Raw genomic sequence first — 19,898 nt, forward strand, 5'->3', positions numbered from 1 at the left:
GGTTGGGGCTGCGTCTACGGTGCCCAGACCGCCCATCTTCACATAGAGGATACAGCATGTGGGTCGGAGCGGATACATAATAAATCACTACACCCGTAACAATCCTCTATCTCTGACCTCATTGTAGTGGCAACCGCCCCGCGCCGAGCATGGGATTTTTGTAGTGGCGGGCTTATGTTATGCTTAGGGAGTTGTTTAACTAGCAACTGGAAGCGCATGGCAGAAACATCGATCGACCGCCTGAGCGAAGCCGCCGACGCCGTGACCCAAACCGAAACGGAAACGCGCGCGGGGGTGGCCAAGGCGACGGGCATTCTGGCGCTCGGCAACGTGGGCAGCCGCGTTTTAGGGCTGGCGCGCGAGATTGTCCTCACCAACTTATTCGGTGCCTCCCGGGCGATGGACGCGTTCAATTACGCGATTATCGTCCCCAAAACCCTGTACGATCTCTTGATCGCGGGTCACGTCAACAGTGCGATCATCCCCGTCTTGAGCGAAGTCGTCACCCGTGACGGCCAAAAAGCCTTGTGGCAGTTAGTGAGCATCCTCGTCAGCCTCGTCGCGCTGATCATCGCCGCGCTGGTGCTGCTGCTGGAAGTGTTCGCTCCGCAGGTGATCATCGTCGTGAGCGGCGGTTCGGATCCCGCCACGCAGGCGCTCGCCGCCGATGTGCTGCGCTCCGTCTCGCCCGCGCTTATCTTCCTGAGTTTATTCGCCGTGTTGAGCGGCACGCTCTACGCGCTGCGCGAATTCACGCTGCCCGCGCTGGCGGGCATCCTGTTCAACGCCTCGATTGTCTTCGGCACGCTGATTTTCGCGCCGCCGCTGCAAGCTGTGCTGCGTTCCTCGGGCATCGGTTGGCTGATGACGCGCCCCGCGGAAGGCATTCGCGCTGCGGCCTACGGTTGGCTGATCGGCGCGTTGGTGCAGTTCCTGCTCCAACTGCCGGGGATGCGCGGCGTGCAGTTCCGCATCAATTTCAACTGGCGGCATCCCGCCGTCAAGCAGATCGCGCTGCTCTACGCCCCGGTGATGTTTTCGCTGGTGCTGGATACGTTCGTGCGCACCTTCAGCTACAACCTCGCCAGTCAAACGGGGGTGGGCAGCGTCAGTTACATGAACTGGGCGACCACGCTGATCCAGTTTCCGCAGGGCTTGGTCGCGACCGCTATCAGCATCGCGATTCTGCCGACACTCGCCCGCCAATCGGTGCTAACCGAGGATCTGGGCTTCAAGAATACGCTCGGCCTTGGTTTGCGGCTGGCGATCACGCTGATTCTGCCCGCGACGCTCGGCCTGTTTGTGCTGGGCACGCCGATTGTGCGTCTGCTGTTCGAACACGGCGCATTCACCGCCGCCGATACACAGATCACCGTGCATGCGCTGCGCCTGTACCTGATCGGTCTGCCGTTTGCCGCCATTGATCTGCTGCTGGTGTACGCTTTCTACGCGCAGCAGGACACGCTTACGCCCGCGGTGATCGGCTTTGGGAGTCTGGTGTGGTACATGCTGGTCGCCGTGCTGCTGCTGCCCACCTTTGGCCTGTTCAGCCTGATGATCGCTGACAGCGCCAAGCACATCATGCACGCGCTGGTATCCGCGTTCATCCTGTGGCGGCGCTTGAAAGGTTTCGGCGATCAGCGGTTGTTCCGCACGCTGCTCAAAACCGGGGCCGCGGCCCTGCTCATGAGCGCGGTCGCTCTCGTCATCGAACCGTTCGGGGAACGGATGATCGGGACATCCGGCGCCATCCGCGAGGCCGTGCTCGTGATTGCGGCGGGCGGGGTCAGCGGTGCGGTGTTCCTCGGGGCGGCCTTCGTGCTGCGGATCGAAGAACTGTCATGGCTGTGGGCGTCGGTGCGGCGGCGTCTGCGCTCGTAACTACAGCGGGCACCAAATGCTCCGATCTGTCTCCCCTCTCCACCCGGAGAGGCGCCGCTGACAGGGGTAGGTTTTCAATTGTAGGGACGAGGCATGCCTCGTCCTCGTGTGCCAACCCGGCCGTAACCCGATTTGCTAAAGCGAGCTTTTGCGTTCACGGAACACAGGCTTTTTGTCCAATCCGGAGGAAAACAGGACGAGGCATGAGCCTATTTCACAATTGGTGAAAATACCCAACCTCACCCTGCTTGCTCCGCAAGCCGTCCCTCTCCGTGGGGAGAGGGACACCACCAACCCGCCTTGCCCTTGCCCCTCGCCCTTTGGAGAGGGGCGGTTGAGCGCAGCGAAACGGGGTGAGGTTAGACAAAATGCCGATTCTGAAATGAGCTCATGCCTCGTCCCTACAGGGGTTTTGGCGAAAGAACTCCGCGTTCCAGTGGGAAACATTAAAAACCCACCCCTGACAAGAGAGGGGCCGGGGGTGAGGTTAAAAACCGCGGACGCGCCGTTGCGCGTCCCTACGAAAACTGTTTCGGCTGGCGAATACTGTTGGCTCCCCGCCCTGAATTCGGGGAGGGGGCATTTTTACGGCAGGTCTATCGTCCATTCGGTCGCGCCCCACAACACCGCGCCGACCTCGAATACGTCGTCGGTTTCGCCCGTGTTCGGGATTTCGGTGATCGCCTCATTCCGCCAGATCGCCGCGCCGTTGAAGGTCGGGTAGCCGATGAAGGCCAGCGCCTGACCGTCGGGTGACAGCGTCACGCGGGCGGGCGCGCCCGTGAAGGCCATCGTCGTATTCAGCACTTCCCAGAACATGCCCATATCCGGCGTGATGTCGAAGCGCACGCGCAGCGATGACTCGCCTGCCGCGCGGCTGACCAGATGCGGCACATCGGGGAAGGGCACGCCGACGCCCGTCTGCGTATCGAGGATCGTCCAGCGCCCGGAGGCGTAGAACAAGCCCGCGTAAGTCTGGTTTGCGCCCTGTACCGCGTAAAAGTCGAGCACATAGTCGTCGGTGACCGCTCCGATGCGCGGTGCGGCGATCATCGTGCCCGCCTCGCTGACCATCAGGTAGCTCTGCTCGCCCGCCGCATCGGCGGACAGGTTGATGATGAACACGCCTTCACCCCAGCGGATTTCCGGCGAGCGCCCCTGTGTGATCGGCGTGTTGATCGCCGGGAGCAGCACGGTCGTGGTCGCAGCGGCCAAGTCGTAGATCATCAGGCGCGGCACCTCGACGCCGAAGTCGAACTCCGTCCACGCGAGACGCGTGCCATCCGGCGACCACGCAGGCGCCGAGCGGACAATCGCCTTGTCGGCGATGCCGGCTACAAACAGCGAGGCATCGGCAGGTTGGGCCGCGATCGTGCTCATTGCGCCGCTCACTAAGTCGAGGATGACGATATCAGAAGGGAGGTCGATCTCGGCGATTTCGCCCTCCGCCTGCACGCGATCCAGCGCTTCAAGGCCCAGCGGCGATGCCTGACGGTAGGCGATGCGCGCGCCGTCGGGCGCGATGACCGGATTTGAGACAGTACCCGTCGCGGTCAGCGGCTCGGTCGTCAGGGCGTCGGGATCGAGGCGGTACAGGTCGCCGCGCACCCACAAATAGGCGGGAGACGCAGCCTGCTGCGCGCTCAGACCGCTGGCCAACAGGGCGGTGAATATCAAGAGCAAACCGATTTTTTTCAGCATCGCTTAACCGTCCTCAAAAGAGACGCTCGGTGGAGCGTCCAGAAGCTGCTCCATTCTAATGTACGTTGACGCTAGAAATCAAAGACACAACTTTGAACCACTGGACTGGGTCGGGGGTAAATGTGTGTAGAACATCCAAGCATGCCTGAGCGATCTTGCGACGTACCCCGTCTCGTGTTAAGTTCTAGGCAGCAATTTTAATGCCGCGTTAGGAATTGGCGGATGTGCTGATCCGCTCCCACAAAATTTTCTAGGAGGATGTATGCAGAAGTTCACTCGTTTGACTGCTCTGCTGCTGTTGGTCGCGATGCTGTTCGCGGTCGTCGGTGGTGCGGCGGCGCAAGATGGCCCCAAGATTCTCGTGACCGGTCGCCAGATGGGTTCCAGTGATATTCCGACGCTCGATCCCGCGCTGGCCGAAGACGTTCCGTCGGTTCAGGTAATCACTGAACTCTTCCCAAGCCTGCTGCGCTTGCACGAAGAAACCGTTGAAGTTCAGAATGGTCTGGCAAGCTACAGCGTGTCGGAAGATGGTCTGACCTACACCTTCAACATTCTGCCGAACATCTCTTGGGTTCGTTACAACGCCGACTCGGGCGCGGTCGAACAGGTGACCGATGACAGCGGCGCGCCGCTGTACGTCACCGCGCAGGACTTCGCCTATGGCATGCTCCGCACCCTCGATCCCGTGACCGCCGCGCCGTACCAGCTCGTCTGGGCGCCGTGGGTGGCCGGTGGCGTGGAATTCGCCGGTTCCGGTGAAGCCAGCGCCGAAGACCAGCAGGCGCTGCGTGATGCCGTTGGCATCGTCGTCGTTGACGATTGGACGCTCGAAGTGACCGTCCCGCAGGTCGCCGCCCCGACCCCGCTGATCTACGCGCAGTGGTTCGCGATTGCGCAGCCGCAGGCCGTCGTCGAAGAATTCGGCGATTTCTGGATTGACCCCGAAAACATCGTGACTTATGGTCCGTTCGCGCTCAAGGAATGGGTGCGTGGTGACGGCGGCAGCCTGACCATGATCAAGAATCCGTTCTGGGAAGGCACGCCGGAAATTCCCGCCCCCGCGCTCGACGAAGTGCAGTTCCGCTTCCTCGACGAAACCGTTCAGCTCACCGAGTTCGAAGCGGGCAACCTGCAGGTTTCGGAAGCCCCCGCCGCCTCGATTGATCGCATCAACAGCGACCCGGCCCTGAGCGCCGCGCTGCACGTTGCGCCCGGCACTTGCACCTACTACTACGGCTTCAACACGCTCGTCGCGCCGTTTGACGATGCCCGCGCGCGCCGCGCCTTCTCGATGGCGATTGACCGTCAGGCGATTGTCGACAACGTGACCCGCGAAGGTCAGATCCCCGCCTCGCTGTTCGCGCTGCCGAGCCTCGTGGCTGCGCCGACCAGCGAAGCATTCCCGGATCTCGGCATCAAGACCGATGTCGAAGCTGCCCGCGCCCTGTGGGATGAATATCTGGCCGACGTTGGCGCAACCGCCGACTCGTTCCAGATCAGCATCTATCACAATGACAGCGCTCTCCATGCGTCGGTCGCGCAGGCCGTGCAGCAGATGTGGGCGGAAAACCTCGGTGTGAACGCGCAGATCACGACGGCGGACTTCGCCACGTATCTCGATCAGCGTGGCAACTACCCGGTCTACCGGGCGGCGTGGTGCTTCGACTATCCGGACGCGCACAACTTCTATTATGATGTGCCGTTCCACAGCGATCTGATCGAAGAAAACGACACGCACTGGGCGAATGAAGAATTCGACAGCCTCATCGATCAGGCCTTCCTGCTGACCGACAACACAGAACGTGCTGCCCTGTACGCGCAGGCGGACAACATCCTCGTCAACACGGACGCGGCGATTGCCCCGATCTACTACTATGTGACGAACGATCTGACCGCTTCGAACGTCGTCCGCACGTACTCAAACATCACCCGCGAATACTACGAAAAGTGGGATCTGACGGACTAAGCTCGTCCATCAGCTCGCATCTATGTTGTAGGGGCAAGGCATGCCTTGCCCCTACGCATTAGACGTACCGGGAGCTTTTTCAGGGGGGACATGACGGCTGTGCATGTCCCTCATGCTCAGTAAAGGGTAGCACTATGGCACGCTTTGTAGCGCAGCGGTTTTTGTGGTTGATCTTGGTGCTGTTCGTCGTCTCGGCGATCACGTTTGGGCTGATGCGCTTGGTGCCGGGGGGGCCGTTCGCCACCGAACGCGGCGTCCCGGACACAATCCTCCGTGCCTTGGAAGAAAAATACAATCTGACGGGGACGCTGCCGGAGCAGTATCTCAAATGGATTGGCGACATCGTCCTCCCACGCGTCACCGACGAGACCTTTCGCCCGTCCGCCGTCAACGATTATTTGATCAATATCCGCCTCGACTTTATCCGACCTGATACTGATTTTCGCTGGATGAATTTTGGCCCATCGCTGCGCATCCGCAGCCGCACGGTGAATAATATTTTTGAGGAAAACCTGCCGATTTCGCTCCAGCTCGGCACGGCGGCGCTCATGGTGGCGATGGCGATTGGCATTCCGGCGGGCATCATCGCCGCGCTGAATCGCAACACCATTTACGATTACGCGGGCATGGGCGTGGCGATCATCGGCGTGTCGATCCCGGTGATCATCATGGGGCCGCTGCTGCAATACTTATTTGGCGTCCAGTGGCACGTGCTGCCCGTCTCCGGGTGGGGCAAACCGGAGAACGTGATTTTGCCCGCGTTCGCGCTCGGTTTCGCGCAGTCGGCGCTGTTAGCCCGCCTGACCCGCGCCAGCCTGCTGCAAGTCATGAACGAAGACTATATCCGCACCGCCCGCGCCAAAGGCTTGAGCGAACGGATAGTCGTGCTGTTCCATGCGTTAAAAAACTCGCTGATCCCGGTCGTGACCGTGCTCGGCCCGCTGTTCGCCGCCCTGCTCACCGGGACGTTCGTCACCGAAACGATCTTCGGCATCCCCGGCATGGGGCGCTTCTTCGTCACCAGCGTCACCAACCGCGACTATCCCGTCATCATGGGCACGATTTTGCTCTACGCGGGCTTCTTGGTGCTTGCCAACATGGTTGTAGACATTCTCTATGCGTGGCTTGACCCGCGCATCCGTTATTAAGTCGAGAGGCATCCGATGGCTGTCGTACAACAGAGCAAGAATCAGGGTGTGGCCAAACTGGACAGCCGCCCGCAGGGTGAAAGCTTGTGGGTGGATGCGTGGCGCCGCTTGCGGCGCAATCGCATGGCGGTGCTGGGTCTCTTCATCATCATCGCGGCCCTGCTGGTCGCGGCGCTCGCGCCCGTCCTCGCCCCGAAAGCACCGGACAAGCAGGTGCTGGCGGATAACAATTCCGCGCCCCGCTGGGTGACGCAGTTGTTCCCCAGCATGCGCCCGCGTGATGAAGGCGGCTACGTGCCGATCAACGACGCCTACCCGATTGGCGCGGATGGTCTAGGGCGCGATCTGCTGAGCCGCATCATCTTTGGCACGCGCGTCTCGCTGGCGGTCGCGTTCATTGGCCCGCTCTCGGCCATGCTCGTCGGCATTCCCTTCGGCTTGGTGGCTGGCTACCTCGGCGGGCGCGCGGACAACATCATGATGCGCTTCGTCGACATCATGTACGCCTTCCCCACACTGCTGCTGATCATCTTGCTCATGGCGTTCTTCCGGTCGAGTACTGCGCAGAATGCGCCGGGCACATTTGCCTATGAACTCGGGCGCCTCGATGCGGCGATGGGCGGCATGCTGTTCATCGCGGTCGGCGTCGGTTTTACCTCATGGATGGGCTTGGCGCGCCTCGTGCGCGGGCAAATCCTCTCCGTGCGCGAAAAAGAATACATCGAAGCGGCGCGGTCAATGGGCGTGGGGACCCGCGGCATCATGTTCCGGCACATGCTGCCCAACATCCTCGGCCCGATCATCGTCGCGGAGACGCTGACCATCCCGACCTACATTTCGTATGAGGCGTTCCTGTCGTTCATCGGCTTGGGCGTGCAAGCGCCGACGCCGAGCTGGGGCGGCATGATCGCAGAGGGTGCGCGCAACATCACGTCGTACCCGTCGCAGGCGATCTTCCCGGCGGTCGCGTTGTTCCTGATCATGTTCGCGTTCAACTTCCTCGGCGACGGTCTGCGCGACGCGCTCGACCCCGGATGCGCGGCGTGGATTAAGGGCAAACGACTCAACGCAAAGGCGCGAAGTCGCCAAGACGCCAAGGGATAAAATTGAAAGGACGAGCGATCGCTCGTCCTTTTTATTGCGGCTGGACACAAATCTAAGTGTATGCGATCCGCGGACGCGCAGAAGCGCGTCCCTACCCATTCTGACTTTGCGTCTTCGCGTCATTGCGTCTTTGCGTTGAATCTTGGCTTCTTGCTTTAAACCTTGTTCTCTGTGGTTAACTTCGATTTTCCTCTTTCAAGCGATCGGCGAAGACGTCGAGATGCGCGCTGTGTTCGCGTTTGTGCCCGTAGAACGAGTACACGATGAAGTCGTCGAGCGCGTAGTCGGCCCCGTACCACGGCAGCGTCCCCACCTGTGACCAGATCGCCGGATCCACGCCCTGCGCGACCGCCAGCACCCGCTGATGGGCGGCCAGATACTCCTGCTCCACAGCGTCGAGGCTCCACGTTTGCCGCAGCCCCCCCTGGGAGTCGTTGAACGCATACGGACCGCCCGTGCCCAGTTCGGTTGTCAGCGGCACGGGGATCGGGGTATCGGTGAAGCCGCTCAAAATCTCTTCGAGCAGCACTTCGTACGAGGCCAGATGCGCCACAATCTGCTTGACCGACCACCAACCGCACACCCCCTCACGTTCCCGCTCAGCGGGCGGGATGCGTTCGAGCGCGCCCTGCCACGTCGCCTCACCATAGCGCAGTACATCTAACGGATTCATGTTCACACCTTTATATTTTTGTTCACTATAGCATCGAATACCGGTATTCGGGTTGGTTTGTTTTCTGTTACTTGACGCCATCAATGAAGACTAATATCATTAGCTTTATGAAGTCTAATCACGTTAGTCTTGACGAGGGCAATTATGTTTCAACCAGTGAAATCACCACAATCCGCCGTCCGCGCTCCGCTCAGCGGCCCAAATCTGGCGCTGCGGCTAGAAGGCTTGATCGTCTTCATCGGCGCAATCCTGTTGTTCTGGCAGCAGGGAGGGAACGGGCTGATCTTCGTCGCGCTGCTGTTCACGCCGGATCTGTCGATGGTTGGCTATCTCGCTAACCCACGGCTTGGCGCGCTGATCTACAACGCCGTGCACATGTATCTGCTGCCCGCGCTTCTGCTGCTCGTCGGTGTGGCGGTGAGCAACCCGGTGCTGATCCAGCTCGCGGCGATCTGGTTTGCGCACATTGGCATGGATCGCACCGTGGGCTACGGGCTAAAATACGCGTCGGCCTTCAAAGCGACACATTTGCAGCGAGTCTAAGAACATGCCCTATCCCGCCCAGGTACAAGCCATCGAACTCACCGAGAAAGCCCGTGAGCTGATCGAGTCTGAAGGGCTCGACCGGCTCACGCTGGCGTCCCTGGCGGCGGCCTTCGGGATCGCCGCGCCATCGCTGTATCACCATTTCAAGAACAAGACGGCGCTGCTCGTCGCGGTCAACGAGCGCACGGGCGCGCTGCTCGTCGAGCATGTGCAGGCGTCCATCGCGCAGACGGACGACCCGCGCGAACGCATCAGCGTCATGCTGCACGCCTACCGCGTGTTTGCGCTGGCCAATCCATCGACCTATGGCCTTGCCTTCACCAATACGATCCCCGGTCTGCAGCTCGATCCCACCTTCGCCGAAGCACTGGCGCTGCCCCTGCAAGCAACGGTCGCTGAACTGGTGGGCACAGAGGTGGCGCTTCCGGCGCTGCGCGGCGGATGGGCATTGGTGCATGGCTTTGTGATGCTCGAGCTCAGCGGGCAGTTTCGGCGCGGCGGGGATCTCGATGCGGCCTTCGCGCATGCCGTCGAAACGTATATTCGCGGCTTGGCGTAAGTTGGCGAAAATACCCAACCTCACCCCCGGCCCCTCTCCGAAAAGATGCTTCTAGGCCAGTGTCCGAAATACGACAAACCAGGGCAAGGCGCGCCTTGCCCCTACAACGGTGATTTCTGATTGGACTTAATTCGAGAACCTAGTCTAGGCGCCATCTGAAAGCGACTCATCCCCACACCAAATCCTAACCACAAAAGCTTTCCGTTAGCACTCGTATAAGAAATGTGCTAGAAATGCTTGACGCTTTGAGGGTGTTTTGCTATATTTCTGATCGATGGTTTAGCACTCTCACTGACTTAGTGCTAAAACCCTTTCCAGAAGCGTGTTGCAAGAGGAGATTTCATTTATGGCTCTCAACATTCGTCCATTGGCGGATCGTATCATTGTGGAACCCGTCGAACAGGAAGAAACGATTGCAGGCGGTATGCTCGTCCTGCCCGAAACGGCGAAGGAAAAGCCGCAGCAGGGTCTCGTCCTTGCCGCGGGCGCTGGCCGCCGCGATGAAGACGGCGAACGCATCGACATGGATGTGAAGGTCGGCGACCGGGTGCTGTTCGCGAAATATGCTGGCACCGAAATCAAGATGGACGGCAAGAAGCTGTTGATCATGAAGGAAAGCGACATTCTCGGCATCGTCGAGTAACTGTCGTTTTTGTTTGCCACTAAATAATCAAGCATCTAGTTAACGTCAACAATCAGGAGATATAAACCAATGCCTGCTAAGCAGTTGCTTTTCCGCGAAGAAGCGCGTCGCGGTCTTCAGCGTGGTGTCGATAAAGTTGCCGAAGCCGTCTCGACGACGCTCGGCCCCAAAGGTCGCAATGTGGCGCTCGACAAGAAGTTCGGCGCGCCGACCGTCACGCACGACGGTGTGACCGTGGCCAAGGAAATTGAACTCGAAGATCCGTATGAAAACATGGGCGCGCAGCTTCTGAAGGAAGCCGCGACCAAGACCAACGACATCGCCGGTGACGGCACGACGACCGCGACCGTTCTGGCGCAGGCCATCGTCAACGAAGGTCTGAAGAACGTGGCCGCGGGCGCGAACCCGATGCTGCTCAAGCGCGGCATCATGGCGGCGGCGGAAGCCATCGCGGCGAACCTGAAGACGCAGGCTACCCAGATCAGCACCAAGGAAGAAATTGCCAACGTCGCCAGCGTTTCGGCGCAGGACTTCGAAATCGGTAACCTGATTGCGGAAGTCATGGATAAGGTTGGTAAGGACGGCGTCGTCACCGTTGAAGAATCACGCGGTCTCGAATTCGAAACCGAATACGTCGAAGGTATGCAGTTCGACCGTGGTTACATCAGCGCGTACTTCGTCACCAACACCGACTCGATGGAAGCGATTGTCGAAGAACCGTACATCCTGATCTACGACAAGAAGATCAGCGCGGCGCAGGACATCGTGCCCCTGCTCGAAAAGCTCGTGCAGATCGGCAAGCGGGATGTGGTCATCATCGCGGAAGATGTCGACGGCGAAGCGCTCGCGACCCTCGTGCTGAACAAGCTGCGCGGCATGCTCAACGTGCTCGCGATCAAGGCCCCCGGCTTCGGTGATCGCCGCAAGGCCATGCTGCGTGACATCGCCATCCTGACGGGTGGCACGGTCATCAGCGAAGAAACCGGCCGCAAGCTGGAAACCGTCACGCTGCAGGACCTCGGTCGCGCGGCGAAGGTGCAGGCGACCAAGGACGACACGACCGTCGTCGACGGCGCGGGCGATGAAAAGGCCATCAAGGGCCGTATCGAAGAAATCCGCAAGGAAATCGAACTCAGCACCAGCGACTATGACAAGGAAAAGCTGCAGGAACGTCTGGCCAAGCTGTCAGGCGGCGTCGCAGTCATCCGCGTCGGCGCGGCGACTGAAACCGAACTGAAGGAAAAGAAGCACCGCGTGGAAGACGCCCTGAGCGCCACCCGTGCCGCGGTTGAAGAAGGTATCGTCCCTGGTGGTGGTGTCGCGCTCGTGAACGCGATCCCCGCGCTGGATGCCGTCCGCTTCGACACCGAAGATGAAAACACCGGCGTGCAGATTGTCCGCCGTTCGCTGGAAGTGCCCATGAAGAAGATCGCTGCGAACGCCGGGATCGACGGCGCGGTGGTTATTCAGGAAGTGCGCCGCCAGCAGAAGGAACAGGGCAACCACAACATCGGTTACAACGTCATGACCAATGAATATGGTGACATGATCAAGGCGGGCATCCCCGACCCGGCGAAGGTCACCCGTGGCGCGGTCGAAAACGCAGCGTCCATCGCCTCGATGATCCTCACCACCGAAGTTCTGATCACCGACGTGCCGGTTAAGGAATCCTCTGCGCCTGCTCCGCAGATGCCGGAATACTAAAGAGATAACCTCACCCCCAACCCCTCTCCCAAGGGAGAGGGGAGTTGTGTGGGCGGGTTCAAAAGGGCGATCCCAGACGGGGTCGCCCTTTTTGATTCTTGCACGACTTGAACCGGGCGCAAAGGGCGCAGAGAACAGGCTTGGACAAGTGGGCAGCCGACTCACGGCTGCGCGCTGGACACTTCACCGACCAGCAACCGCCCACACGGAAGGAACCCGGCTTTTTCGAGCGTGCGGCGGGAGGCGAGGTTATCCGGGTTACAGCGGGCGGCGGGCTTCTTCCCGGCTTCGTAGCAGATCCGTTTCAACTCTTGCACCAGATAACTGCCAACCCCCTGCCGCCGCGCCGCCGGGGAGACTTCCATGAAAATGTCGGCATAGGGCGGGTTATAGTGCGTCAGGAAGCAGCCGGTCGCGACAATGCCGCTGTCCGTTTCGATCACCCACTCGCCAACCGGTTCGTGCGTATGCGTGAAAATCGACGGTTGATCTGCCGCTGTCGCCCGCCGAAACCTCCCCTCTGGACACTCCAGCCGAGTCGTCGCGGCATCTGCAAACAAGATTGCCTCGCTGGTGATGTGCTGCGCGCAGTCATAGAGCAGCTGCAGCATGAGCGGTATGTTGGTCTGCGCCTGAATATGCGTCGCCTGACTGACAGCGAGCAGTTCGCGAAAGATCGGCAGGGCGTGGCGGCGTAAATGGGGTACGACATAAAATTCGAGCACATGATCGGTGTTGTACTGCGTGCCGACCGCGCCGTACCCCGCTAAGCGCCCATCAAGCCACAGGTGGTAGGCTTGCGCAAAGCCGCGCACCAACGCCGAGTCGCGCACAATCTGCACGTTGGCCTCCTGACGATAGAGTTCGCGCAAGTCTCGCACATCAGCATAGGCGACAGGATGAACGTCGATAGTGGTCATGGCATCCCCGGGTAAGTCGACACTAGAAATGATTATAGTTCTGGAAAACCGCAGAGCGCCGAGAAAATGCTATGATAGTAGGTGAGAGTGGAAAGGTTGGAGACGATGGTCGTGAATGTGGCCGAAACTGTCACCGTGCCGCTGCGTGTGCAGAACGACATCATCTATATGGCGAACACCCGCATCCCCATTGATACGGTGATTGCGCGCTGGCAGCAGGGATACAACCCAGAACAGATTCATGAAGGTTTTCCTACGCTGCGCACTGCCGACATCTATGCTGCGATTAGCTACTATCTGGAGCATCAAGCCGAGCTTGACGCGTATTTGCGGACGCGCGAAGCTCAAGCTGATAGACAGCGTGAAGAAGACGAACGGCGCAATCCAACCAATGGCTTGCGGGAAAAACTCATGAAACGGCTTGAGGACAAAAAGCGGCTGTCAGAATGATTCGCTTCCTTGCCGATGAAAACTTCGACAACACGATTCTGCGCGGAGTCCAGCGCCGACTCGCGGAATTCTCTGTCCTACGTGTCCAAGATACCGTGATGTACGAAGCAGCTGATCCACTGGTTTTGGAATGGGCGGCAGCACATGGCTATGTTCTGCTAACTCATGACACAGCCACCATGATTGGCTTCGCGTATGACCGTATCAATGCTGGACTGCCGATGGCGGGTGTCATTCGCGTCCCGAAAGACTTGGCGCTTGGCGAAGCAATTGATGATTTGGTTCTCATGGCTGGCGCGAGCGAGCCGGGCGATTGGGAAAACAAGGTCACACATTTACCTTTGCGTTGAAAAGAGACATTGAACATGCAGCAGATTATCACGATGGGCGGCGGCGGCTTTTCGATGGAACCGGACAACCTCGCCTTAGATCGCTATGTCCTCCAGCAGACGACCGTCGAGCGTCCAAAAGTCTGCTTTTTGGGTCAAGCCAGCGGCGAAGCGCGCGACTACATCATCAACTTTTACAAGGCGTTCACCGAACTGAACGCGATTCCGTCACATCTGTCGTTGTTTCAGCCGCACACCGCTGACCTCGAAGGCTTTCTCATGAGCCAGCACGTGATCTACGTGGGCGGCGGCAACACCAAGTCGATGCTGGCGCTGTGGCGCGAGTGGGGGCTGGATCGCATTCTGAAACAGGCGGGCGACGCGGGGATCGTGCTGGCAGGCATCAGCGCGGGGTGCATCTGCTGGTTTGAGCAGGGAAGCACGGACTCGATCCCCGGGGCGCTGACGCTGCTGCCCTGCCTCGGCTACCTCAAGGGCGCATGTTCGCCGCACTATGATGGCGAAGTGAATCGGCGTCCGACCTATCACACGCTGATCGGCTCCGGCACAATGGCCGCGGGCGTCGCCTACGATGACGGCGCGGCGGGGCACTACATTGACGGGGAACTCGTGCGCGTGGTCAGCTCGCGGCCGAATGCGAAGGGTTACAAGGTCGAACGGGCGGAGGACGGCAGCATCCGCGAGACAGTCATGGAGACGCAGTACTTGCTGGCCTAGTCCGCGTTTTCCGACCCCATCCCCGGCCCCACGCCTCCGAATTCAGGGAGGGGAGACAACAGCGCCTCGCCAAACTTACTTCTTTCGCGTAGGGACGCGATTCTTCGCGTCCGCTTGCCCTAAAATCAGCAGATGAGTCAGGCTGAAGCAGAGGCTCGTATGAAGAAATCCAAGTTTTCGCTCGTTCCGCACAAAGCCTACTTTTTGGAGCTGGTCGAACACACCGATCAGAAGATTCTGGCGGCGTGGGCGATTGAATGCGCGGAACGGGTGCTGCCCTACTTTGAACAGCATGATCCGCAGGATCGCCGTCCGCAGATCGCGCTTGAAACGCTGCAAACGTGGATCGATACGGGCGTCTTTAAGATGGCGGTGATCCGCAGCGCGTCACTCGGGTCGCATGCGGCGGCGCGTGAGGTCGGTGAGGATAACCCGGCGCGATCGGCTGCTCGTGCGGCCGGTCAGGCGGTGGCGACCGCCCATGTCCCCGTCCATGCGATCGGCGCGGCGATCTATGCTTTGCAGGCGGTCTACCGAGCCGTCACGGAGGCTGATGCCGATGCTGCGGTCATGCGCGAACGGGACTGGCAGTATCAGCGCCTAGTGGAATTGAGACGGTCATAGGTACATGAAACAACGGGCGATCCAAGGTGGATCGCCTGTTTGATTTTCTCTGCGTTCTTTGCATTCTCTGCGGTTAACCGTCTTTACGCCCAAAAGCCTAACGCCAACTATGGCTGACGATGACGAGCAGCAACACTACAAATTAAACTCACAGGTAAGTTGCTGGCGAAAATCACAAACATAAATACGTTTGGGTCGATTGAACCGAACGGTGTCGAGATGCTTGCGTATCCAGTCACAACCCTAACAATCAAGGCTATCTCGATCATCGCCATCAAGAGTGCCCAACTTCCATAAATCAGGGCAACAGTTCCTTCAAGATAGAAATGTCCTCTAAAACGAATGTTGATCCTGCGCCGAATGACACCGTGATAAGCGAGCAAGAACAGATAGAGGATAGTAAACGCCCACAGGAGAAACTCGATATTCAACATGGTCGCTTTCCTCAATGAACAGGCGATCCACCTTCGGATCGCCCACTTGCGCTTAATTTCTGGAACGGCGGCTCATCGCCTGAAATAACTTCTGAACGAACCGCAACACACTGATTAGCCACAAAACGAGGACAGAACCGATGCTCGCGAGAATGATCCATTCCAACGGGTGTATGCGGCCAAGCGGTGTCTCAATGCGCCGTCCGTTGCTATCGCGTCCGATAAGGATCAACGCAATGCTGAACACAGTGATCAGCAGCGCCCACAGCCCACCAATTACCGCATAGACTCCCTTCGCGTCCTCCGGCTTATAGACTAGGGGAGTCGCCCAACGTCGGTTATAGTGAAAACCCGCATCGATGTGACGCTCAATGATGCCCTGATAAGCAATCCAAAGCATCCAACCGGTGAACAGAAGCACCAGAAAGAGATCGCCAGCGACCATCATTGCTCCCTAGAAAACGGGCGATCCGAAAGCGGATCGCCCGTTACTTTTTTTCTCTGTGCTCTCTGTGTTCTCTGTGGTTAATGCACTTTCTTTACGCCATCGGTTTGCTGTGTTCGAGCAGCAGCAGTTCGCTGCGGCGGCGCAGATAGCTGCGCGGCGTGGGCGGCGGATTCTCCTCGAAGTAGCGGAGAATGCGTTCCAGATACTCGCGCACGGGCGTGTAGGTCATGCCGAGCTCGGTTTTGCTGCGCGTGTTGTCGAGTTCGCTCATCCAGCGTTCGCTGAACGGCGAGCAGTCCGGCAAAAAGCCGTTCGCTTCCAGCAAATCACGCTTGAGGCGCACGACCTGCGGCTGCACGCCCATCAGGTCGCCGACGATGCCGAGGAACTCTTCGAGCGTGAGCGTTTCATCCTGTGAGATATTGTAGACCTGTCCCTTGCCCTTGCCCGTCTCGATCAGCAGCAGCAGGGCGCGGATCACGTCACCGCCGTAGATGTGGCGCAGCGGAAAGTTCGGCGTGGAGGGCGCGAGGATCGGGTCGCCATCGTTGAGGCGCAGCACGTAGTTGTACAGGCGGTTGAAGTGGTCGCGCTCGCTGTTGACCATCGGCAGGCGCAGCGATGTATACGGGAACTTGTTGGTCTCCCACGCCTTGTGCAGCGCATCTTCCACGCGGCGCTTATCGACGCCGTACAGCCATTCTTCGTAGCCGTAGGTGTTCGGCTTGGGCGCGGGCATCAGCCGACCCTCGTACTGGTCTTCGGTGAAGGGACGCGCCGCCCCTTCGCGCACGAGATACACCTGCCCGCTGCTCAAAAAGAGGTAATGCCCCACGCGTCCTTTGAGCAGCGCGGCGATCTCTTCGGCTTCTTCCTGCTTGTACAGCGCGTTGTCGATCACCACGTCGAAGGACTTGCCGTCCAGCGCGCGCGCCAACTGATGCTTCTTCGTTCGGTCACCGCGCAGCCGTTCCACCTGATCGGGCAGCTCATCGCGCGTCAGCCCGCGGTTGAACACCGAGACACGGTGTCCCAGCGCGATCAACTGATGCACGAGTAAATGGCCGAGGTTGCGGGTGCCGCCAATCACGAGAATATTCATAGAGGGTGATGGCGCGTAGGCGCGCCGTTTCCTTTCACCAATCGTCAAAATTTGCCCTAACTATACCATTGGACGGAGGTTATCGGCATGGGACTTGCTGTACACTATGCACGACTAGCTACGATGAGGAGAGGGTATGCGCTATCAACTGCTGGGCAAAAGCGGACTTCGCGTCTCTGAACTGTGCCTCGGCACGATGACGTTTGGCGATACGTGGGGCTGGGGCGCGTCGAAAGAGGTCAGCCGCCAGATGTTCGACCTGTTCGCAGAGGCGGGTGGCAACTACATCGACAGTTCGGTCAACTACACCGATGGCACGGCGGAAACGCTGCTCGGCGAGTTCTTGCAGGGGCGGCGCGATCAGTTTGTGGTCACGACCAAGTACACGCTCACCAAACCCGATTCGACCGATCCCAATTCCGGTGGCAACAGCCGCAAAAACATGATGAAGTCGGTCGAGCGCAGCCTCAAGCACCTGCAAACCGAAAGCATCGATGTGTACTACCTGCACATGTGGGACTACATGACGCCCGTCGAAGAAGTCATGCGCGGGCTGGATGATCTCGTGTCGCAGGGCAAAATTCAGTATGTAGCGATCAGCGACTCGCCCGCGTATATCGTATCGGCGGCCAACATGCTGGCGGAACTGCGCGGGTGGGCGCGCTTCGTCGGCCTGCAGGTGCCGTACTCGCTGCTCAGCCGCTCGATTGAGCGCGAACTGCTGCCCATGTCGCGCTACTGGGATATGGCGGTCATGCCGTGGGGCTTGCTCAACGGCGGCGTGCTGACGGGCAAGTTCCTGACCGAAGTCAGCGAGCCGACGCGCGTCAACCCGGAACACCTCAAGCTGAGCGAACAGGCCATGAGCATCGTCAAAGAGGTGCAGGCCATCGCGCAGGAATGCGAGCGCCCGATGTCGCAGGTGGCGATCAACTGGATTCGCCAGCAGACGCACAAGGCGCAGATCATCCCGATCATCGGGGCGCGCAGTGTGACGCAATTGCAGGACAATCTGGCCGTGCTCGACTGGTCGCTGACGCCAGAGCAGTTGGATCGGCTGGAAAAGGTCAGCGCGATTGACATGGGCTTCCCATATGGCTTCAACTACGGCAATCCGTACGCCTATGGCAAAACCTTCGCAAAGATCGATAATCACCATCGGGGACAAATTTTAAAGTACTAGGTTAAGAAATGTTCTCGGGTAGGGGCAGACCGATGGGCCTGTTGCGCATGCACAGGGGGTGATTAAACCCCCCGGGGGAGAGGGAGACGGGGTCTCCCCTCCCGAATGGGAGGGGCGGGGGGGTCAGAATCTGACCTTTTTCATCTCGCTTATACGTGCGCCCCTGCAAGCGTCCGTAATTTTTCTGCCAGCACCACCAACTCGAAAGTGAGGCCGCTCATGGCCGCTGATTTGACGCAGATCGCCGCGTTTTTCGCCGCGCATCCGCAGGGTTTTGCCAACCGCGTCGATTTGCCCTACCGTCTGGCATCATGGTCGCTCGAAGACCCGGCGAACGTGCGCCTGTGGGAAAGTGACGGCGAACTGCAAGCCGTCGCCATGCTGCAACTGCCCTGGTTCACGCTCGACTATACCACTGTGCCGGGAGCCGATCACCTGCTGCCGGAGATCCTCGCGTGGGCGACGGAGCGCATGACGGCTATCGCCCGCGAACGGAACGACGAACTGCCGCTGGTCGTCTACCTGACGCCGGAACGTGCCGCGCACCTCCCGCTGGTCGAAGCGCACGGTTTCCAGCATGACGCCGATTGGGATCTCGTGCATCTCGAGCGCCCACTCGACGAACCGATCGCGCCCGTTCCGCTGCCGGATGGTTTCGCCGTGCGTCCCATGAATGGACAGGTTGAGGCGTATGTCGATCTGCATCAGACGGCGTTCGGCTCAAAGAATATGCGGGAGAGCTGGCGGGCGCGCACGCTGACCATGTCAGCCTATCGCCCCGAGCTCGATGTGTTCATCGTCGATCCGACCGGGCGCCCGGTGGCGTTTTGCATCGGCTGGCTGCAGGGGGACGAGGGTCAGGTCGAACCACTCGGCGTGCATCCCGATTTTCAGCGCTTGGGGTTGGGGCGCGCGGTGCTGCTCGACATGCTGCGGCGCTTTCAGATGCACGGCGCGACCCGCGCGAGCATCCACAGCTACAAGCAGAATGATCCCGCGCTGGCATTGTATCAGCGACCGGATAACGGCGACTTCCGCCCGCAGTATGACGTGACCGCCTACGTGCGGAACTGTCGTTAAGCCGAACCAAAACGCCGTTGTAGGGATAAGGTGGCGTTCACCCCTCACCCCCAACCCCTCTCCCACGCAAGCGGGGAGAGGGGAGAAATTGCAAGCGATGTTTGCTCCCCTCCCTGAATTCGGGGAGGGGCCGGGGGTGGGGTCGGCAATAGGTGATTATGCCTCTTCGCGGAAATACTCGCGCAGCGGGTCGAGCAGCGGCAGGCCGATCAGCAGGATGGCCGCGCCGTACATCACGAACTGGATCGGCGCGAAGGCCGGGTAGAAGATCACCTGATACGTCAGCCAGATCATGAGCACGAAGCCGAGCAGCAGCGACGTATCCCACGCCCAGAATTCATGCGTCCAGTGGCTGAGGAGTATGTCATAGGGCAGGCGCGCCCGCGTCCACAGCCCGTACACGCTGAGCACACCGCCGAAGCCGTACACGAACATCAGGATATAGCCGGGGAGCGTGTAGTCGCGGAACGGGGTGCGTTCCAACGCGCTGAGCGGCATGTTCATGCTGCTGCCTGTGGGGTCATTGATGAGCTGGATACCGCCGAAAATGCCGCCAAAAGCGGTGAAGAGGAGCACTGCGGAGAGCAGCACGAGTAATAAGAACGGTCGCCGTGAACGTTGGGTGGTCATCGCCATCACTCCCGGAAGAACCTATTTTCTAT

21 protein-coding genes are annotated in these 19,898 nt (G+C 59.7%); 14 read left to right on the plus strand and 7 right to left on the minus strand.

Annotated features, from left to right (window positions below; translation table 11 throughout):
• Positions 1–216 precede the first annotated feature (216 nt).
• Entirely contained in the window at positions 217–1,881 is a 1,665-nt protein-coding gene (gene murJ, locus IPK17_RS06425; RefSeq protein WP_343416855.1) for a murein biosynthesis integral membrane protein MurJ, read from the plus strand.
• 585 nt (positions 1,882–2,466) lie between these two features.
• On the opposite strand, the gene IPK17_RS06430 is transcribed toward murJ, so the two are convergent.
• On the minus strand, positions 2,467–3,582 hold the full coding sequence (locus IPK17_RS06430) for a TolB family protein (RefSeq protein WP_343416856.1): 1,116 nt from the start codon (positions 3,580–3,582) through the stop codon (positions 2,467–2,469).
• A gap of 262 nt (positions 3,583–3,844) precedes the next feature.
• Here IPK17_RS06430 and IPK17_RS06435 point away from each other — a divergent pair, with 262 nt between their 5' ends.
• From IPK17_RS06435 to IPK17_RS06445, 3 genes are all read left to right on the plus strand, one after another.
• Positions 3,845–5,551 (plus strand): peptide ABC transporter substrate-binding protein, encoded by a 1,707-nt coding sequence (locus tag IPK17_RS06435; RefSeq protein WP_343416857.1) that lies wholly within the window; start codon positions 3,845–3,847, stop codon positions 5,549–5,551.
• 134 nt (positions 5,552–5,685) lie between these two features.
• On the plus strand, positions 5,686–6,699 hold the full coding sequence (locus tag IPK17_RS06440) for an ABC transporter permease (RefSeq protein WP_343416858.1): 1,014 nt from the start codon (positions 5,686–5,688) through the stop codon (positions 6,697–6,699).
• A gap of 15 nt (positions 6,700–6,714) precedes the next feature.
• Entirely contained in the window at positions 6,715–7,803 is a 1,089-nt protein-coding gene (locus IPK17_RS06445; protein ID WP_343416859.1) for an ABC transporter permease, read from the plus strand.
• 175 nt (positions 7,804–7,978) lie between these two features.
• On the opposite strand, the gene IPK17_RS06450 is transcribed toward IPK17_RS06445, so the two are convergent.
• Complete coding sequence (locus tag IPK17_RS06450; RefSeq protein ID WP_343416860.1) at positions 7,979–8,476, minus strand: DinB family protein; 498 nt, start codon at positions 8,474–8,476, stop codon at positions 7,979–7,981.
• 144 nt (positions 8,477–8,620) lie between these two features.
• Here IPK17_RS06450 and IPK17_RS06455 point away from each other — a divergent pair, with 144 nt between their 5' ends.
• The 4 genes from IPK17_RS06455 (at position 8,621) to groL (ending at position 11,928) form a co-directional block, all read left to right on the plus strand.
• The gene (locus IPK17_RS06455) at positions 8,621–9,019 is read left to right on the plus strand and encodes a DUF4260 domain-containing protein (RefSeq protein WP_343416861.1); all 399 of its coding nucleotides are present in this window, start codon (positions 8,621–8,623) and stop codon (positions 9,017–9,019) included.
• A gap of 4 nt (positions 9,020–9,023) precedes the next feature.
• Positions 9,024–9,581, plus strand: a complete 558-nt coding sequence (locus IPK17_RS06460) for a TetR/AcrR family transcriptional regulator (RefSeq protein WP_343416862.1) — start codon at positions 9,024–9,026, stop codon at positions 9,579–9,581.
• A 346-nt stretch (positions 9,582–9,927) separates the two neighbouring features.
• Positions 9,928–10,224, plus strand: a complete 297-nt coding sequence (groES, locus tag IPK17_RS06465) for a co-chaperone GroES (RefSeq protein ID WP_343416863.1) — start codon at positions 9,928–9,930, stop codon at positions 10,222–10,224.
• A 69-nt stretch (positions 10,225–10,293) separates the two neighbouring features.
• Positions 10,294–11,928 (plus strand): chaperonin GroEL, encoded by a 1,635-nt coding sequence (gene groL / locus IPK17_RS06470; protein ID WP_343416864.1) that lies wholly within the window; start codon positions 10,294–10,296, stop codon positions 11,926–11,928.
• Positions 11,929–12,089: 161 nt separating this feature from the next.
• Here groL and IPK17_RS06475 read toward each other — a convergent pair whose 3' ends face one another.
• Positions 12,090–12,848, minus strand: coding sequence for a GNAT family N-acetyltransferase (locus tag IPK17_RS06475; RefSeq protein ID WP_343416865.1), 759 nt, complete (start codon positions 12,846–12,848; stop codon positions 12,090–12,092).
• Positions 12,849–12,959: 111 nt separating this feature from the next.
• Between IPK17_RS06475 and IPK17_RS06480 the strand changes: the two genes are divergently transcribed.
• The 4 genes from IPK17_RS06480 (at position 12,960) to IPK17_RS06495 (ending at position 14,989) form a co-directional block, all read left to right on the plus strand.
• On the plus strand, positions 12,960–13,298 hold the full coding sequence (locus IPK17_RS06480) for a DUF433 domain-containing protein (protein WP_343416866.1): 339 nt from the start codon (positions 12,960–12,962) through the stop codon (positions 13,296–13,298).
• Positions 13,295–13,648, plus strand: coding sequence for a DUF5615 family PIN-like protein (locus tag IPK17_RS06485; RefSeq protein WP_343416867.1), 354 nt, complete (start codon positions 13,295–13,297; stop codon positions 13,646–13,648). Before IPK17_RS06480 ends, IPK17_RS06485 begins: the two co-directional genes overlap by 4 nt.
• 15 nt (positions 13,649–13,663) lie before the next feature.
• A complete protein-coding gene (locus IPK17_RS06490; protein ID WP_343416868.1) occupies positions 13,664–14,365 on the plus strand; it encodes a Type 1 glutamine amidotransferase-like domain-containing protein in 702 nt (233 codons plus the stop codon).
• A 159-nt stretch (positions 14,366–14,524) separates the two neighbouring features.
• Positions 14,525–14,989 (plus strand): putative immunity protein, encoded by a 465-nt coding sequence (locus IPK17_RS06495; RefSeq protein ID WP_343416869.1) that lies wholly within the window; start codon positions 14,525–14,527, stop codon positions 14,987–14,989.
• A 107-nt stretch (positions 14,990–15,096) separates the two neighbouring features.
• Here the strand turns inward: IPK17_RS06495 and IPK17_RS06500 are convergent, their stop codons facing one another.
• From IPK17_RS06500 to IPK17_RS06510, 3 genes are all read right to left on the minus strand, one after another.
• The gene (locus IPK17_RS06500) at positions 15,097–15,423 is read right to left on the minus strand and encodes a hypothetical protein (RefSeq protein WP_343416870.1); all 327 of its coding nucleotides are present in this window, start codon (positions 15,421–15,423) and stop codon (positions 15,097–15,099) included.
• A 52-nt stretch (positions 15,424–15,475) separates the two neighbouring features.
• The gene (locus IPK17_RS06505; RefSeq protein WP_343416871.1) at positions 15,476–15,871 is read right to left on the minus strand and encodes a hypothetical protein; all 396 of its coding nucleotides are present in this window, start codon (positions 15,869–15,871) and stop codon (positions 15,476–15,478) included.
• Between the two features lie 91 nt (positions 15,872–15,962).
• Positions 15,963–16,973, minus strand: coding sequence for an NAD-dependent epimerase/dehydratase family protein (locus IPK17_RS06510; RefSeq protein ID WP_343416872.1), 1,011 nt, complete (start codon positions 16,971–16,973; stop codon positions 15,963–15,965).
• A gap of 136 nt (positions 16,974–17,109) precedes the next feature.
• On the opposite strand from IPK17_RS06510, the gene IPK17_RS06515 reads away from it, so the two are divergent.
• Positions 17,110–18,156: an aldo/keto reductase gene (locus IPK17_RS06515; RefSeq protein WP_343416873.1), complete on the plus strand. Its 1,047-nt coding sequence runs from the start codon at positions 17,110–17,112 to the stop codon at positions 18,154–18,156.
• A 219-nt stretch (positions 18,157–18,375) separates the two neighbouring features.
• On the plus strand, positions 18,376–19,236 hold the full coding sequence (locus IPK17_RS06520; protein WP_343416874.1) for a GNAT family N-acetyltransferase: 861 nt from the start codon (positions 18,376–18,378) through the stop codon (positions 19,234–19,236).
• A gap of 156 nt (positions 19,237–19,392) precedes the next feature.
• On the opposite strand, the gene IPK17_RS06525 is transcribed toward IPK17_RS06520, so the two are convergent.
• Positions 19,393–19,866, minus strand: a complete 474-nt coding sequence (locus tag IPK17_RS06525; RefSeq protein WP_343416875.1) for a hypothetical protein — start codon at positions 19,864–19,866, stop codon at positions 19,393–19,395.
• Between the last annotated feature and the right edge of the window lie 32 nt (positions 19,867–19,898).

This window comes from Candidatus Flexifilum breve (assembly GCF_016713355.1).

What these genes read in the sequence shown, in the direction of transcription:
- murJ (WP_343416855.1), top strand. Translation starts at nt 217, where the DNA reads ATGGCAGAAACATCGATCGACCGCCTGAGCGAAGCCGCCGACGCCGTG.
- IPK17_RS06430 (WP_343416856.1), bottom strand. Translation starts at nt 3,582, where the DNA reads ATGCTGAAAAAAATCGGTTTGCTCTTGATATTCACCGCCCTGTTGGCC.
- IPK17_RS06435 (WP_343416857.1), top strand. Translation starts at nt 3,845, where the DNA reads ATGCAGAAGTTCACTCGTTTGACTGCTCTGCTGCTGTTGGTCGCGATG.
- IPK17_RS06440 (WP_343416858.1), top strand. Translation starts at nt 5,686, where the DNA reads ATGGCACGCTTTGTAGCGCAGCGGTTTTTGTGGTTGATCTTGGTGCTG.
- IPK17_RS06445 (WP_343416859.1), top strand. Translation starts at nt 6,715, where the DNA reads ATGGCTGTCGTACAACAGAGCAAGAATCAGGGTGTGGCCAAACTGGAC.
- IPK17_RS06450 (WP_343416860.1), bottom strand. Translation starts at nt 8,476, where the DNA reads ATGAATCCGTTAGATGTACTGCGCTATGGTGAGGCGACGTGGCAGGGC.
- IPK17_RS06455 (WP_343416861.1), top strand. Translation starts at nt 8,621, where the DNA reads ATGTTTCAACCAGTGAAATCACCACAATCCGCCGTCCGCGCTCCGCTC.
- IPK17_RS06460 (WP_343416862.1), top strand. Translation starts at nt 9,024, where the DNA reads ATGCCCTATCCCGCCCAGGTACAAGCCATCGAACTCACCGAGAAAGCC.
- groES (WP_343416863.1), top strand. Translation starts at nt 9,928, where the DNA reads ATGGCTCTCAACATTCGTCCATTGGCGGATCGTATCATTGTGGAACCC.
- groL (WP_343416864.1), top strand. Translation starts at nt 10,294, where the DNA reads ATGCCTGCTAAGCAGTTGCTTTTCCGCGAAGAAGCGCGTCGCGGTCTT.
- IPK17_RS06475 (WP_343416865.1), bottom strand. Translation starts at nt 12,848, where the DNA reads ATGACCACTATCGACGTTCATCCTGTCGCCTATGCTGATGTGCGAGAC.
- IPK17_RS06485 (WP_343416867.1), top strand. Translation starts at nt 13,295, where the DNA reads ATGATTCGCTTCCTTGCCGATGAAAACTTCGACAACACGATTCTGCGC.
- IPK17_RS06490 (WP_343416868.1), top strand. Translation starts at nt 13,664, where the DNA reads ATGCAGCAGATTATCACGATGGGCGGCGGCGGCTTTTCGATGGAACCG.
- IPK17_RS06495 (WP_343416869.1), top strand. Translation starts at nt 14,525, where the DNA reads ATGAAGAAATCCAAGTTTTCGCTCGTTCCGCACAAAGCCTACTTTTTG.
- IPK17_RS06500 (WP_343416870.1), bottom strand. Translation starts at nt 15,423, where the DNA reads ATGTTGAATATCGAGTTTCTCCTGTGGGCGTTTACTATCCTCTATCTG.
- IPK17_RS06505 (WP_343416871.1), bottom strand. Translation starts at nt 15,871, where the DNA reads ATGATGGTCGCTGGCGATCTCTTTCTGGTGCTTCTGTTCACCGGTTGG.
- IPK17_RS06510 (WP_343416872.1), bottom strand. Translation starts at nt 16,973, where the DNA reads ATGAATATTCTCGTGATTGGCGGCACCCGCAACCTCGGCCATTTACTC.
- IPK17_RS06515 (WP_343416873.1), top strand. Translation starts at nt 17,110, where the DNA reads ATGCGCTATCAACTGCTGGGCAAAAGCGGACTTCGCGTCTCTGAACTG.
- IPK17_RS06520 (WP_343416874.1), top strand. Translation starts at nt 18,376, where the DNA reads ATGGCCGCTGATTTGACGCAGATCGCCGCGTTTTTCGCCGCGCATCCG.
- IPK17_RS06525 (WP_343416875.1), bottom strand. Translation starts at nt 19,866, where the DNA reads ATGACCACCCAACGTTCACGGCGACCGTTCTTATTACTCGTGCTGCTC.